Here is a 14909-nt window from a genome sequence, read left to right as displayed (position 1 = left end):
TAAGTACTGTTATTAAAGATAAGTTTCAATTTGAATTTTCAATAAGTATCGTAATTTATCACGAATTATTGGAGGAGTAATTTATGAAGAGAGTTATTACACCATTAAGTACACTTCTTTTTTTATTACTTGGTGGTGTATGGTTTATCCAACAGTCTCAAGTTCATGTAGAAGCTTCAACGAATCATTCTTTGACTCAGAAAAATCGCGAGGATGAGCTCAAATCAGAGAACTGTGAAAAGGTTGTTAACGCTATAAGAACTAAACTCAAAGAAGAAAACATTCCTTATCAAATCTCAATCGCCATAACTTTCCCAGAGGAGAGAGTGGATGTGCTGATCGCAGGTAGACAAAGCTATATAGATGAAAATGAAAAAAATATCCAAAAAGCTACTCAAGAGGCAATACGAAAAACAATTTATAAAGATTATTCAGTCCATGTCAATAAGACATTTACGTATTCCATTGAAACAGATAAACAATATAATGAATTAAATAAAGAAAAAATAAGGTGGAAGCTTAAAGATAAGGGATATACAAAAGTTCAAAGAGTTTTGAAAGAAATAGAACCAAATTTAGTAGGGTTAAGTATATTGACAAATATACGTCCAGATGATGCAACTGGTATTAGTTACGGGAAAGAAATAGAAAAAGAAATACAAAAAGAACTAGCAAAAGAAATTGTAGCACTAAAAACAAAAAATTTAGAAGTAGAAATTCATGTTTATGACATAAGCGGCGAAAAAGTCATGTAAATGTTATTTTGATGAACAAACCGGAGATAGGATAGCAGAAGAAATGTAAATAATTACGAAGCAGAAAAAATAAATAATGATTCAATCAGATTGTTTTAACTTTAAGAAAAATAAAACAAACAAGAAATTGAAGCAACACAAAAAGCATCTCCATCGGAATAATGATCTCCCTGGAAATGCTTTTTGTGTTTATGGAATTGAACTTTTATTTTGTCTTTTTTCGTTTTAGTAGTTCTTGTATGAGTGCTAAATGCAACTTCTCCGCGCTGTGTTGTTACATCTTTGCCTAAATTGCGTAATACATGCTGTCTATGACGTTTTGCTTTTGAGATAGCCAAAATGGTATCACTCCTTCTTTGATTTGTTTTCAGCATACTTGAAACGGGAAATAGAAGCAATACAAAGACTTTCTTACTTTTCATTTTTTTGACAAGGTTCGTAGGATTGTTGAAGAGGGTTATTGTCAATTAACGTAGAAAACATTATTAAGATTAAAAAATTGTGCTAAAAAGTGTTACAGGGAGTGCAATAGGCTTTGAAAAATATCTTTTTAATTCTTCTCACTCAACGCCTTAGAAGATTTAGAAATTATAATGGAGGTGATTAGCTTTGCAAAAATGCGAGAAATGCAATGCACATTTTAGTTGGAGTGAAATCTATAAATCCTTTTGGCGGAATTATAAACCGATTAAATGTAACGAATGCGATACAACACATAAGATAACAGTACCAAGCAGATTAATTTTTGTCTCTTTTACTATTCTTCCAATGCTCATCTTCGGTTATTCCATGCCCTCTTTTAGCAATGGTCTTGTGACACTTGGCATAGCTATTTTTATTTTTATAATTGGTTCTTTGTTGGCACCTTTTCTTGTTACTTATAAGAACTCTTTGTGAACTAATGTACTTAAGCTAGCGGGTGCTTTAGTAAGAAAATCTCTGAGCTATTCTGACAGCTCTTTTTCTTCTTCAAACTAAAGGGGCAGGTTAGCGAAAGAAGGGAATTTTAAAAAAGTAAAGAATTGTTATAAAAGGGGTGAAATTAAATGGATAGACTACTTCAAAAATTACAAAGATTTGGCGTGCATTTCATAAAAGGTGATAATATAATCACTTTAGAAATTTTAGAGAATAGACATAATCAAGCTGCTGAAATAGATATGCTTATAAACGAGCTTTTAACTCAACTAAAAAGCAGTAAACTGAAAAAAGTGAAGTTTGAGTGTCCTAAAACTTTTTTGAATAGCTTAAATTGTACTAGGACTAAAATGGAAATTATTGGTGAAAGGGTTATATATACGAGATCTTTTACAACACCATTAGATGTATCGATACAGAATTATGAGGTATGGTCAATTTCTGAGAATAACTCTATCTCTTTTTTATCTGAAGTAATGGGTGAAAATTATATTGATACAGAGAAGTTTTTAACCGGAATGAGGGCTGAGCTTCCATCACAAGTAGAGAAAATGTATACAGTGTATATAGTTAATAATGAACCTGTTGGTGTAGTTTTTCCTCATATAGAGCCAAATACAGATAAAGAAGGTCGCATTTTTTGGATAGGAATTCATCCTGATTTTCTAGGGAAAGGGCTGGGTAAAAACTTACACTTAATAGGATTACACAGATTGAAAGATGAATTTAAGGCAAAGTCTTATCTAGGTTTGACTCAAGTTGATAATACCCAAATGAGAAATATAATGGTTTCAAACGGTTGCATTCAAAATGAAAATTCAGTAATTTCATTACAACATTCAATTAAAGAATAGATAAGTAGCTATAAGTATGGAGCAGAATTAAAAATAATATTTGTGAAAAAATACACTTAAACTATCGGGCACTTTTGTAAGAAGATCTCCGGGCTGTTCGGACAGCTCTTTTTTTTATTCAACTAAAGAGGCAGGTTAGTTTAAGTAGAAATGATAGAATAAGTAAAAGTGAATAAAAGGAAGAGGTGGTGTAATTATAGATATTATCACTTTCGGTAAAAAAAAGAGATGGTAAGGAATACATATTGAGACCTGCTATTTATTGTTTAATGTTCGATAGTCAGAAAGATAAAATAGCAGTGATTCAAACAAGTGATGGTAAGTATTTTCTTCCACGTAGGGGCATAGAAAAAAGTGAGACACACGAAGAGTGTTTGAAAAGAGAATCTCTTGAGGAAATGGAACAGAGTACGTACATTATAAGTCAAGGAGAATCGAAATGAAGAACTATATTATTGTATCTATAGTCTTATTATTGATTTGTGGTTGCTCTCAAACAAGTTCAAAAGAAAGTAAAAGTTTTATGGAAATAATTGGTGAATTATCGGTATCTAAACTTGAAGTTATTGATGGGCGAACTGGGGAAAGACATAGTACTACTGAAAATGAAAAAATAGAACAGTTTTATCAGCTTCTAAGTGAAAGAGAATATAAAGAAATGAAAAATCATGAAAAAGTAAAGGGATATATATATTGCGCTGTTCTATATTCAGGAAAAAAAGATATTAATGTAACATTTTTAGGTAATGAAATTGACATTGATGGTACTTATTATTCACTAAATAACCCAATAGTAGAAGAAGATATATTCAAACTTTTAGAGTAAGGTAGACAGTTTAACGGCTGGAGGTTGATATGAGTCAATCCTGAAGTGTTTTAAAGGGTTATTCTTAGAAATTTATTAAGAAAAACACATTCATAGTTAGAAAGCTTTGTGTCATTTTGATCAGACTTTATTCGAAAGCTCCAATAATTTAACTTAAAAAAATTACATTGAAACAATTAAAAAAGCATCTCCATCGGAATAATGATCTCCCTGGAAATGCTTTTTGTGTTTATGGAATTGAACTTTTATTTTGTCTTTTTTCGTTTTAGTAGTTCTTGTATGAGTGCTAAATGCAATTTCTTCGCGCTGTGTTGTTACATCTTTACCTAAATTGCGTAATACATACTGTCTATGACGTTTTGCTTTTGAGATAGCCAAAATGGTATCACTCCTTCTTTGAATTGCCTTTAGCATACATGAAGAGAGGGATAGAAGCAATACTTAGAATACCTAACACTGCATTTTAATAGAAAAGAAATCGATGAACAATCTCTTTTCAGAAAATAGGATACAGTGTATGGGGTTATGAAAGGTGAATTAATTTCCTAAGGTTTGAGCCAATTAGTTTACTTTATTTAAGACTTCAATTATTATTATTTAATTGCGACAAACATTATCCAAGTTAGATTATATTATAAATTTCTTAAGTAAATTAACCTATTAATGTATATTGAAAAATAGAAAAAAGAGGTGATGTTATGCAAATGAAAAAAGGTGTAGAACAGTCTATCTCGGCTATTCTTATACTTAATCTACTGCCCAATAAAGCAGTGTTACCAGGAGAAGCCATTAGTGAACAGTTAGGAACTTCCGTGACTTATTTTCGGAAATTACTTAGAAAACTAGTTTGCGCTGATTTAATTATGTCCTTGCCTGGTGTAAAGGGTGGCTTCCGTTTAAATAAAAGTCCAGAAGACATTCGAATCTACGATATATACCTTGCAATCGAGGGTCAGCAATCTCATTTTGCACCAAGTGATGTACTAGATGATGTATTGAATTTAAAGAAGCAAGATAGTTGTCGTTTGATTACTGAAATCATGGATGAAGCTGAAACTGCATGGCAGTCAGTTTTGAAGAACAAAACTATTGCGAATTTATCAGAAGAGTTACAACAAGAACGTTTTGCAAAAGAAGTTGAGATGTTACAACAATGGGTGAAAGAAAAGATGGTTTTATAAGATCTAGACACCCTTTTTGGAGGAATTAGGTATGAATCATTTTCAGTCACATCAAGGATTTTCGCATTCTTTTAAGGAAAACCGATTAACACTCGGTTTAGCATTTCCTCTAGAGGCATATACAGGGAGCACTCCTCAAATGGATATCGATGATCAAATAAAGCTAGCCAAACAAGCAGAAGATTATGAATTTGCCGCACTATTTGTGAGAGACGCCCCGATTTATGATCCAAACTTTGGTGACGTCGGCTTTCTATATGACCCTCTAATGTTTTTAACTTATGTCGCAGCGCATACAAAAGCAATTGCACTTGGCACGGCAAGTATAGTGACACCTTTGCGAAATCCACTGCATTTAGCAAAATCAGCTGCAACATTAGATCAATTGTCAAATCAACGTTTCTTGTTTGGGACGGCGACAGGTGATCGCCCAATTGAGTTTCCAGCCTTTAAAATAGAGTCAGAGAATCGATCAGCCCTTTATCAAGAGAGTATTTCCGTTATGAAGACCGTATGGAACGAGACATTTCCACAAATTCAAACTGACCACGTTGCATTGACACATGGAGATGTAGTACCAAAGCCTGCTTTACAGGATATTCCTGTATTTGGGACAGGTTATTCAGGACAGACGTTAGAATGGTTAGCAAAAAATACAGATGGCTGGCTCTTCTATGCACAAGATGTAACAAGTCAGCGCACTTTAATTCAAAAATGGCGGCTTGCTACTGACACGTTTAAGCCATTTATCCAGCCAATCACGATTGATTTGTCTTCTAATCCCAATGAAGCACCAAAACCAATTGCAGGTGGCTTCAGAGCAGGTCGAAATTTTATCATAGATTATCTTTCTGCATACGAGGCAGCAGGTGTTAATCACATTATGTTTGGAATGAAATATAGTCAGCGTCCTGCTGCGGAAATCATTCAGGAGCTAGGTGAATTTGTTGTTCCAAAGTTCCCGGCTATTAAGTAGAAACTCAGTTTCAATGGCTTATATTGTTTGAATGAAATTCTAAGGTTTTATGGAAATTAGAGCACTATGTATTTAATTAAAAATATAGTCAGTCGAATTTTAAAAAAAGAGAAAAGAGATGGAAAAAATGATACCAAGTTTAAAACGTATTAATGAATTGGCTAAAAAGCAACGTGAGAGTGAATTGACAGCTACTGAAAAGGTAGAGCAACAAGCATTAAGAGAAGACTACTTACGTGAAATTCGTGGACAAGTACTTGAAACTTTCTCAGGTTTGAAGGTAATGGATCCACTAGGAAACGATGTAACTCCTCAAAAATTACGTTCTGAAAGAAAAATTGAATCCAACGAATAAAGGGGAGTTCTCAATATGAAATTAAGTGTATTAGACCAAGCACCTGTTACTGGGGGAAATGAAGAGAGAAACGCCGTTACAAAGGCAGTAGAACTGGCAGTCCTTGCAGATGAACTAGGATATCATCGAATGTGGATGGCTGAGCATCATAGCTCAAGGACTTTTGTAAGTGCAGCACCTGAAATTATCGTTAGCCATATAGCATCGCGGACTAAGAATCTTAGAGTCGGTACAGGTGGGACTATGATGATGCATTACTCACCGCTAAAAATGGCTGAAGTATTTAAAACACTTAGTGCATTAACACCTGGACGTATTGATTTTGGGGCAGGGCGCGCACCGGGTGGCGATCAACTTTCGATATTAGCCTTATCTGAAGGTCGTCAGCCGATGTATCACAATATGTACGAGAAATTTGAAACGACCCTTCAATTAATCAATGATGAAGTACCTACAGAAGATTTGTATAAGCAAACAATTGCAGCGCCATCAAGTATCGTATTACCCGAGGCATGGCTTTTAGGTTCTAGTGGTAATAGCGCCTTAAAAGCTGGCTCTTTAGGTGTAGGTTATTCCTTTGCACAATTTTTTAACGGCATAATGTCGAAAGAAATTTTCGACACTTATAGAAAAAGTTTTAAACCTTCTGTCTATATGGAAAAATCAGAAATAAATGTTTGTTATATGGTGACAACTGCTGAAACGCGAGAAGAAGCTGAATTTGAAGCAGGACCTTATGATCTGTTTAGCTTATTTTTCATGCGTGGTCAGATAATACCAATGATGACGCCAGAAGAAGTACAAAATTATCCGTTGACTGAAATGGAGAAAATGCAAATTCAAGATAATCGAAGACGTCATCAGGTCGGTTCTGTAAAAGAAATCGCAACCTTTTTGGAAGAAGAACAAGCTAAGTATGGTTTTGATGAAGCGATGATTTGTAGTATTCCGAATTCGCAAGAGAAGCGTTTAGAAGTATATCGCTTATTGGCTCGTGAACTTTTATAAATAAAATGTGAATCTGGTTATTCTGACATAAACCAGATAATACACAATATTGTATGAATTTGGTATTATAAGTTTAGTGCTTTACAAACATTTCTACTGAACATTTTATAGTGGAAATGGACGCTATTTAATTTTTAAAACAACTGTATTGTCTTGGCCCATAAGGTCTTAGATTGTGAATTTAAAAGACATGATTTGTTTTAAAGCATAGTAAACGGAGGAAGCAATGCCAAATTTACTCGATATTAGATCATTGTTTAAAAGCAACTGGATAAAAGTATATTTTATTTTTATGGTTTTCTTAAATCTTTTATATTGTGTTATTGAGATTTATCGAATAAATAATGGAGCAAAACTTGCTCAAATAGGCAGTCCGACAGCAGATTTATTAGCTAAAGTACAGTCGGTAGCGCAAGTCAGCGGTGCCATCCAATCAGCTATGCTTCTACTAATGCTATTCATAACCTTAATCTATTTTAAGAATAAAAGAGATTTGTTTTCTGTGTTGTTAAATGTACATCTTGTTTATTTCTTATGTATGTATGCAGTAGACTACGCATTGAGTTATGCATATTCTATTACTATTGGCAATCTACTAGAGGCTATTATAATATTATTTTGGTTGTTTTCTATTTATGTTTTAATTTTAGTAGTACAAAGAATTCACAGTTCAATTAGTCGAAGTATTTCAAATTAATAAAAGGTACATTACTAAATTTCTTAGTAATGTACCTTTTTTATTTATTGCGTATTTAATTTTGATAGTACAGGAACATTTTGTACTGATGTATCTGTACTTACTTTATTTTGAGCGCCAGTTGGATCGAATTCATTTTCTGATTTTGCTACGATAACAGTTGCAACACCGTTACCTATTAAGTTTGTTACAGCACGAGCTTCAGACATGAAGCGGTCAACTCCGATTAATAATGCAATACCTTCTACTGGAATCATCGGGAAGGCAGCTAAAGTCGCAGCTAGAGTGATAAAGCCTGAGCCTGTTACACCTGCAGCTCCTTTGGACGTTAGCATCAACACCCCAAGTAACATTACTTGTTGCCAGATTGATAGAGGTACGTCATAAGCTTGTGCGATAAACATGGCAGCCATTGATAAGTAAATGGATGTACCATCAAGGTTAAAGGAATAGCCGGTTGGTACAACTAATCCAACTACTTGCTTCGAACAACCGTAGTTTTCAAGTTTCTTCATCATTGATGGTAATGCTGATTCAGAAGATGAAGTACCTATTACTAGGAATATTTCATCTTTAATATAGGCGATAAATTTGAAAATATTAAAACCAAAGTATTTTGCAATCGAACCTAAGATTAGGACGATGAATAAGAACATTGTAATATAAACAGATACCATAAGAAGTCCTAAATTAAATAGTGATTTAACACCAAAGTTTCCAATAGTATAAGCCATTGCACCGAATGCACCGATAGGAGAGAGCTTCATCACCATACCGATAATTTTAAAGAAAATTTCTGACGTTTGTTCAAATAATTTAATGACTGGTTTTGAAGCCTCTCCAAGTGAAGCAGAAGCGACACCAAACAAAATAGCACAGAATAGAACTGGTAGTAATTGTCCAGCTGCAAGAGAGCCGAAGAAGTTATCCGGAATGATACTCATGATAAAACCAATTAAGCCTTCACTTTCAGCAGCTGCAGTTGTATACGCGGATACATCACTGCCAGCAGCTGCAGAAGTATCTAAACCTTTACCAGGTTGTACAAGGTTAACGACTAGCAATCCAATAGCTAATGCGATCGTTGATACTACCTCGAAGTAAAGTAGTGCTTTCCCTCCGATTTTACCAACCTTTTTCAAATCGCCCATATTCCCTATGCCGATGACAACCGTAAGGAAGATAATTGGTGCGATTAACATTTTAATCATTTTGATGAAAATATCAGCTAAAACTTTTAACTTAGCGCCAAATTCGGGGAACACTGCTCCTACCACAACGCCAAGTAGAATGGCGATAATTACTTGTACAGTTAGGTTTTTAAAATTGATTCTCAAATGTGTACCTTCTTTCTATAATGTGTTTTGATATCGCTTTCATTGCTATTATCATAAATGCAAAGAAAACGTTTTCATAGATTTTGGTGATAATGTTCTTTTCGGTCGTTTTGGTCTTTTTATTTTTCAATTATAAAAAACCCTTGCAAATGTATATAGGTCAAGGGTTTGCGGTTTATATCTTTAATCTAAATTTATTATTTTATTTTTATAGTACAGAGAATAAAAATCTTTTTGTACTAGTACAGGTATTTATTTCTCCGAAAAAAAGCCACCTGAGTTAAACCCAAGTGGCTATATACGAAAGTCTTGTCTAGCAGATCGAGTGCTATCTAGAACATTTGTATACTAGTTAATGTGCAGTATTTTCAGAGTCCAATTCTTTTTTATAACCGTTTGTTGGATTGAATTCATTTTCCATTTTCGCAACAACTACTGTTGCAACAGAGTTACCGATAATATTAGTTATTGCACGTGCTTCACTCATAAATCTATCGACACCAATAAGTAGGGCAATCCCTTCGACAGGAATCATAGGGAAGGCAGCTAATGTTGCGGCTAACGTTATGAATCCAGATCCTGTAACACCAGCAGCTCCTTTAGAGGTCAGCATTAATATACCAAGCAAAGTGATTTGTTGCCAAAATGATAGTGGCACGTCATACGCTTGTGCGATGAACATAGCAGCCATTGATAAGTAAATGTACGTACCATCAAGGTTAAAAGAATAGCCAGTCGGTACAACTAAACCAACTACTTGCTTAGAACAACCGAAGTTCTCTAACTTACGCATAATAAGCGGTAAGGCTGATTCAGATGAAGAAGTTCCGAGTACGATAAACAGTTCATCTTTAATATAATTTATAAATTTGAAAATATTAAAGCCGTAATACTTTGCTATGGAGCCTAATACGATAATGACGAACAAGAACATCGTAATATAGACGGATAACATCAGTTTACCTAATGACCATAATGATTCAAGACCAAAGTTACCAATCGTATAAGCCATAGCACCAAATGCACCGATTGGTGACAATTTCATAATCATGCTAATAATTTTAAAGAAGATATCTGCTACTTGTTCGAATAATTTAACAATCGGTTTTGCAGGAGCACCGATTGAAGCTGTAGCAACACCAAACAACACAGCACAGAATAATACAGGAAGTAATTCACCAGCTGCAAGAGAACCAAAGAAATTCTCCGGAATAATACCCATGATAAAACTGGTGATGCCATGTTCAGATTCAGTAGCTTGTTTTGTAAATTGTGCTACATCACCTGCAGTTGCAGAAGAAGTATCTAAACCTTTACCTGGTTGGATAATATGTACAACGATTAATCCTATTGCTAGAGCAATAGAAGATACAATTTCAAAATAGATTAAAGCTTTCCCACCAATTGAACCAACCTTTTTCAGGTTGCCCATTCCTCCTATGCCAATTACAACTGTAAGGAAGATAATTGGAGCAATCAACATTTTAATAAGTTTAATGAAAATATCAGCAAGCACTTTTAATTGAGACCCGAATGTAGGGAACAACGCGCCTACTAGAATACCAAGAATGATTGCACAAATGACTTGAACTGTTAAGTTTTTAAAGTTAATTTTCATATAACTGGCCTTCTTTGTAGTTTTATTTGGTATCGCTTACAACGATTCCATCATAACGCTGTTGTATATGTTTTTAATGTTATGGTTTTAAAACTCTTTTTGGTCATATTGGTCTTAAATTGTGTTAAAATTTAGATTCTCTCCAAAATGCAGTCATATCAAGGGATAAGAAAAAGCCTTGGAGAAATCCAAGACTTAAAAAAATTAATACACAAATAAGGAAATCCTCTTTTGTACTAGTACAGTTGTGTAATTATTGTTATTTATTGTTAATTTCTTTTTCGATTTCCTGTAAAAAGGTTTCGCTTATTTGACTACGATAATCATCGTAAATCGGTAAAAAGAGTTTTTGCCACCTTTGTTGTTCTTCATTCGACAACTTATTTATATGAACATCAGACAATTGTTGTAAACTTTCTAAATCCTTATCATTCATTTGCTTCGAATGTTCAAAATTCCAAGCAGTGGCTTCATTAATCGCCTCTATTACTTTTTCCTGCAAATCGGTTGGCAGACTATTATAAAAATCCTCGTTCATCATAACAGCGTATCCTAGTACACCATGATTTGTAATCGTTAAGTTTTTTTGTAGTTTATAAAAGCCCTTTGAGTAAATGTTGGAAATTGTGTTTTCTTGTGCATTCAGTTCTTTTTTTTCTAGTTCTGTATATAGTTCATCAAATGATGTAGCAACGGGGGTTGCTTCAAACAAAGTAAATTGCTGTTGTAAAACCTTACTAGGCATGGCACGTACTTTAAGTCCCTTAAAATCTCCAGAGGTAAGTATCGGTTTACCAGACGTCAGTACTTGCTTAAAACCATTATTCCAAAAAGCCAGTCCCTTAATATTAAAACGACCTAGTTGATTTAGTAATTGCTCTCCGAAAGGCCCTGTTAAAACTCGCTCCACATCATCTTCTGTATGAAATAAATACGGTAAATCAAGCACTGCCCATGTTGGCAACGTTTTTGTCATTTTGGAAAACGATGGAGCAATCATTTGTACATCTCCATTTTCCAATGCTTCCAATTCATTATTATCATTATAGAGCAAACCGTTTGGATAGATCACAACGCGGATACGGCCATCAGTTTTTTGCTCTAATAATTCAGCAAACTTTATTGCTGTTTGTCCTTTAGGTGTATTTTCCGCCACTATATGACTAAAGTTGATAACGATTTGATCATTTAACCCGCCTTGTTCTTCATCAATTGGTAATGAGGAATCTAATCCGAATTGTTGTTGATAGCCGATGATACCAATAAGTACTATTAAAGTGATGATAGCTGTAGTAATATATAAACGCATTTATGTACTCCATAACATTCTGACTTTTTTCTTACATTCTAACATAGTTTCAAATGTTACAATGGAGTCATTCAATAAATTATTCAGGGGGGCGCGATGAAAACAAAGCAAATTTCGATGAATAGTAAGATAATGGCGCTCACCTTTTTCCTCATCGTTTTTTCATTATTAGTTGCAGGTATTTTCGTACTCGGAAATATAATGAAAACTAAAGAAAAAGAGCTAGGTACCGAAGCAATGTTAATAGCTAGGACGGTCGGAAAGCTACCAGAAATAAGGGAGCAGCTCGCTTCAAATAACTCGTTTGAAAAAAAATCAGCTACAATCAATCAAACCGTAGAAGGTATCCGTGTTATAAATAAGGCTGATTATATTGTTGTTTTAGATATGGAGCATAGAAGGTTATCACATCCTGTCAAAAGTATGATAGGACAGACATCTAATACAGTTGATGAGAATGCAGCTTTTGTTGAGCATTATTATATTTCTAAAGCAAAAGGTGAAATCGGGAATGTAGTGCGTGCCTTTGTTCCTGTTATGAGCGAAGAGCACAAACAAGTAGGCGTCGTAATCGTAGGTTATAGTTTGCCAACTGTATTTGAGATTATTAAAAGCATTCAAAATGAAATTATTATAGCAACAATGCTCAGTCTCTTTTTTGGGGCATGGGGGGCATGGGTATTAGGTCGTCATATGAAGAAGCAGATGTTTGGCTTAGAACCTCATGAAATTGCACGACTTTATAAAGAGCGGACAGAAACATTTAATGCAATGCATGAGGGAATTATCGCGATTGATAAAGAAAACACAGTAACCATCTTCAACAAAAAGGCACGTCAAATTCTAGGTGTAGAAGGTGACGACTTCATCGGCAAGAAAATCTATCATATTTTACCTGATACACGTTTACCCGAGATTCTTGATTATAATGAACCTGTTTATAACAAAGAGCTCTTCATTAATCAACACAGTATTATGAGTAATCGCGTGCCAATTGAAGTGAATAATGAAACAGTCGGGGCTATAGCTATTTTCCAAGACCGTACTGAAGTGAATAAGCTTGCAGAAGAATTAACAGGGGTTCAAGAGTTTGTTCAAGCACTTCGTATTCAAAATCATGAACACAAAAACAAAATGCATACTGTAGCAGGACTATTACAGCTTGGGCACTACGATCAGGCACTAGCTTATATTGTAAAAGTAAAAGAGCAACAAGATGATATTACGAACTTTTTAGATGAGCGAATTAAAAACCAAAATATCTCCGGTCTATTATTAAGTAAAATTAATCATGGTAAAGAACTTGGCATTGAAGTTGAAATTGATATGAATAGCCAGCTGTCCTATATACCAGAAAGTCTTGCATTTAATGATTTTGTAATTCTGCTAGGCAATCTAATTGAAAATGCATTTGATGCACTATTAAATGTAGAACGAGATGATAAACATGTCTTAATAAGTATCGATCAAGACGAACATACCTTATCTATTTTAGTGGAGGACAACGGGGCAGGTATTCCAAATGATAAACTGGAGCAAATTTTTCAAAATGGTTTTACAACAAAAGCTCAAAAAAATCACGGTATCGGGTTATACTTAATTGATGGAATTGTGAAAAAAGGAAACGGTACTATCGAAGTATCCAGTACACCTGGTGAAGGTACAAGCTTTTTCATCACTTTTTATTTGTAAAGGAGGGCTTGAGTATGCTTCCCATATCTGTGTTATTAGTAGAAGATGACCCGATGGTGCGTCAAGTAAACCGTCAATTTATCGAGCGTGTCAAAGGGTTTCGCATAGTCGGTACTGCAGGGAACGGTATTGAAGGAATGAAACAGATTAAGCAGTTGAAGCCAGATCTAGTCGTCATGGACATATTCATGCCAGAACAAGACGGTATTAAAACGCTGCAAAAGCTTCGTGAAAGTGATACAAAGGTGGATGTCATCACAGTGACAGCCGCTAACGATATGAAAACGATTCAACATGTGTTACAGCTCGGAGTATTTGATTATATTATGAAACCATTTACATACGAACGCATTAGACACACTCTTGAAAATTACATGCACTTTAAAGAAAAAGTATCCGAAAAAAACGAATTGACTCAGCGCGAGCTGGATGAATTATTACATCATCAACAAAATACTAGAAAAGAGCCGAATAACTTACCAAAAGGTTTAAACGGTTCTACTTTAGAGAAAATTGTTTCTTATATTGAAAAACAGGAAGCAGCCATTTCTGCTGAAGAAGTTGCCAATGGTGTAGGGCTTGCACGAGTCACAGCACGTCGCTACCTTGATTATTTAGAAAAACAACAAAAAGTCGTCATCGATATTCAATACGGGGGCGTAGGAAGACCTGTTAATCAGTATCGAATTATTCATTAATGTAGTAATACCAAGGTTTGTTGAATGGATGACGGTTCTACTATACTCGCAAAAAGGCAGACTAGTAAGTGAGCAATTTAAAGATGGTGAATAAATGTTAATTAGAAATAGAAAATTGTTAAGAGCGTTTCCAACTGAATTAAAGCACGATGCTGTTAAAGTTATAAAAATGATTAACCAAACAAACAAGCTAGACTTCTCTAATTGTTTTGAGGTTAATTTTAGAGGAAGTAAGTTGAGTATTCCTGAACGAATTTACAGTAATGAACTTTCCTTATCGCAATACAATTCATTAACAGATAGACAACAAGTAGTATTAAATTGTTTATTTACTAGACATCATGATGGTTTTATTAGAGAAGAGAATTTAAAAAAGATTATTAATCAATGTAAGGAATACAATTGGATAATTCCCTATATAATTCGACTTACTGGGGAGTATGTAATCGAAATTTTACAAGTGATAAAAGATAATTTAGATAATATTGATAAGGCTATAATAACAGATTTTAAAGCAGAGAATGCAAAGTTTTATAATACGATTGAAAGTAGAGTAATCAGTTATTGGAATTATTATTATCGAAGGAAATATCCAGTCAAAACAGATTATGTAGGTTATGAAATCATTAAGTATTTCAATGCGTAAATGTTCGTTATATTAGGTTAAGTTTAGTTTAAATGGGGG

The 14909-nt window shown here is 34.2% G+C and carries 18 protein-coding genes; 13 read left to right on the top strand and 5 right to left on the bottom strand.

Translation table 11 applies throughout. From position 1 onward, the window contains the following. Positions 1 to 83: 83 nt before the first annotated feature. Positions 84 to 755 (top strand): hypothetical protein, encoded by a 672-nt coding sequence (locus tag ACQKM9_RS05005; RefSeq protein ID WP_427733228.1) that lies wholly within the window; start codon positions 84 to 86, stop codon positions 753 to 755. Positions 756 to 856: 101 nt separating this feature from the next. Here ACQKM9_RS05005 and ACQKM9_RS05000 read toward each other — a convergent pair whose 3' ends face one another. Further along, a complete protein-coding gene (locus ACQKM9_RS05000) occupies positions 857 to 1093 on the bottom strand; it encodes a hypothetical protein (RefSeq protein ID WP_427733226.1) in 237 nt (78 codons plus the stop codon). Between the two features lie 271 nt (positions 1094 to 1364). Between ACQKM9_RS05000 and ACQKM9_RS04995 the strand changes: the two genes are divergently transcribed. From ACQKM9_RS04995 to ACQKM9_RS04980, 4 genes are all read left to right on the top strand, one after another. Beyond that, entirely contained in the window at positions 1365 to 1652 is a 288-nt protein-coding gene (locus tag ACQKM9_RS04995; protein ID WP_427733225.1) for a TIGR04104 family putative zinc finger protein, read from the top strand. A 149-nt stretch (positions 1653 to 1801) separates the two neighbouring features. Next, positions 1802 to 2527: a GNAT family N-acetyltransferase gene (locus tag ACQKM9_RS04990; RefSeq protein ID WP_427733223.1), complete on the top strand. Its 726-nt coding sequence runs from the start codon at positions 1802 to 1804 to the stop codon at positions 2525 to 2527. A 269-nt stretch (positions 2528 to 2796) separates the two neighbouring features. Next, the gene (locus ACQKM9_RS04985; RefSeq protein ID WP_427733221.1) at positions 2797 to 2970 is read left to right on the top strand and encodes a hypothetical protein; all 174 of its coding nucleotides are present in this window, start codon (positions 2797 to 2799) and stop codon (positions 2968 to 2970) included. Further along, entirely contained in the window at positions 2967 to 3353 is a 387-nt protein-coding gene (locus ACQKM9_RS04980) for a hypothetical protein (protein WP_427733219.1), read from the top strand. The genes ACQKM9_RS04985 and ACQKM9_RS04980 overlap by 4 nt, the downstream gene beginning before the upstream one ends. A 162-nt stretch (positions 3354 to 3515) precedes the next feature. Here the strand turns inward: ACQKM9_RS04980 and ACQKM9_RS04975 are convergent, their stop codons facing one another. Next, complete coding sequence (locus ACQKM9_RS04975) at positions 3516 to 3731, bottom strand: hypothetical protein (RefSeq protein ID WP_427733217.1); 216 nt, start codon at positions 3729 to 3731, stop codon at positions 3516 to 3518. A gap of 320 nt (positions 3732 to 4051) precedes the next feature. Between ACQKM9_RS04975 and ACQKM9_RS04970 the strand changes: the two genes are divergently transcribed. The 5 genes from ACQKM9_RS04970 to ACQKM9_RS04950 all read left to right on the top strand — a co-directional run bounded on the left by ACQKM9_RS04970 (position 4052) and on the right by ACQKM9_RS04950 (position 7570). Beyond that, positions 4052 to 4534 (top strand): RrF2 family transcriptional regulator, encoded by a 483-nt coding sequence (locus tag ACQKM9_RS04970; protein WP_427733215.1) that lies wholly within the window; start codon positions 4052 to 4054, stop codon positions 4532 to 4534. A 31-nt stretch (positions 4535 to 4565) separates the two neighbouring features. Continuing rightward, positions 4566 to 5510, top strand: coding sequence for an LLM class oxidoreductase (locus tag ACQKM9_RS04965; protein ID WP_427733213.1), 945 nt, complete (start codon positions 4566 to 4568; stop codon positions 5508 to 5510). A 127-nt stretch (positions 5511 to 5637) separates the two neighbouring features. Beyond that, positions 5638 to 5865 (top strand): DUF896 domain-containing protein, encoded by a 228-nt coding sequence (locus ACQKM9_RS04960; protein WP_427733391.1) that lies wholly within the window; start codon positions 5638 to 5640, stop codon positions 5863 to 5865. A 15-nt stretch (positions 5866 to 5880) separates the two neighbouring features. After that, positions 5881 to 6873 carry an MsnO8 family LLM class oxidoreductase gene (locus tag ACQKM9_RS04955; protein WP_427733211.1) on the top strand — a complete coding sequence of 331 codons (993 nt, stop codon included), beginning with the start codon at positions 5881 to 5883 and terminating at the stop codon, positions 6871 to 6873. 226 nt (positions 6874 to 7099) lie between these two features. Beyond that, complete coding sequence (locus tag ACQKM9_RS04950) at positions 7100 to 7570, top strand: hypothetical protein (protein ID WP_427733209.1); 471 nt, start codon at positions 7100 to 7102, stop codon at positions 7568 to 7570. 44 nt (positions 7571 to 7614) lie between these two features. On the opposite strand, the gene ACQKM9_RS04945 is transcribed toward ACQKM9_RS04950, so the two are convergent. From ACQKM9_RS04945 to ACQKM9_RS04935, 3 genes are all read right to left on the bottom strand, one after another. Beyond that, a complete protein-coding gene (locus ACQKM9_RS04945; protein ID WP_427733207.1) occupies positions 7615 to 8907 on the bottom strand; it encodes a dicarboxylate/amino acid:cation symporter in 1293 nt (430 codons plus the stop codon). Between the two features lie 352 nt (positions 8908 to 9259). After that, on the bottom strand, positions 9260 to 10525 hold the full coding sequence (locus tag ACQKM9_RS04940; RefSeq protein ID WP_427733205.1) for a dicarboxylate/amino acid:cation symporter: 1266 nt from the start codon (positions 10523 to 10525) through the stop codon (positions 9260 to 9262). Positions 10526 to 10784: 259 nt separating this feature from the next. Next, a complete protein-coding gene (locus ACQKM9_RS04935) occupies positions 10785 to 11834 on the bottom strand; it encodes a DctP family TRAP transporter solute-binding subunit (protein WP_427733203.1) in 1050 nt (349 codons plus the stop codon). Positions 11835 to 11930: 96 nt separating this feature from the next. On the opposite strand from ACQKM9_RS04935, the gene ACQKM9_RS04930 reads away from it, so the two are divergent. From ACQKM9_RS04930 to ACQKM9_RS04920, 3 genes are all read left to right on the top strand, one after another. Next, positions 11931 to 13526, top strand: coding sequence for an ATP-binding protein (locus ACQKM9_RS04930; RefSeq protein WP_427733201.1), 1596 nt, complete (start codon positions 11931 to 11933; stop codon positions 13524 to 13526). Between the two features lie 14 nt (positions 13527 to 13540). Further along, positions 13541 to 14224 carry a response regulator gene (locus tag ACQKM9_RS04925; protein WP_427733200.1) on the top strand — a complete coding sequence of 228 codons (684 nt, stop codon included), beginning with the start codon at positions 13541 to 13543 and terminating at the stop codon, positions 14222 to 14224. A gap of 94 nt (positions 14225 to 14318) precedes the next feature. Next, positions 14319 to 14870, top strand: coding sequence for a hypothetical protein (locus ACQKM9_RS04920; RefSeq protein ID WP_427733198.1), 552 nt, complete (start codon positions 14319 to 14321; stop codon positions 14868 to 14870). The last annotated feature ends 39 nt before the right edge of the window (positions 14871 to 14909 follow it).

The sequence above is a fragment of the Viridibacillus sp. NPDC093762 genome, assembly GCF_050279675.1.
Taxonomy (GTDB): Bacteria; Bacillota; Bacilli; order Bacillales_A; family Planococcaceae; genus Viridibacillus.
Note: the sequence above shows the minus strand (reverse complement) of the source record. Positions and strands in the feature narration are given on the sequence as shown.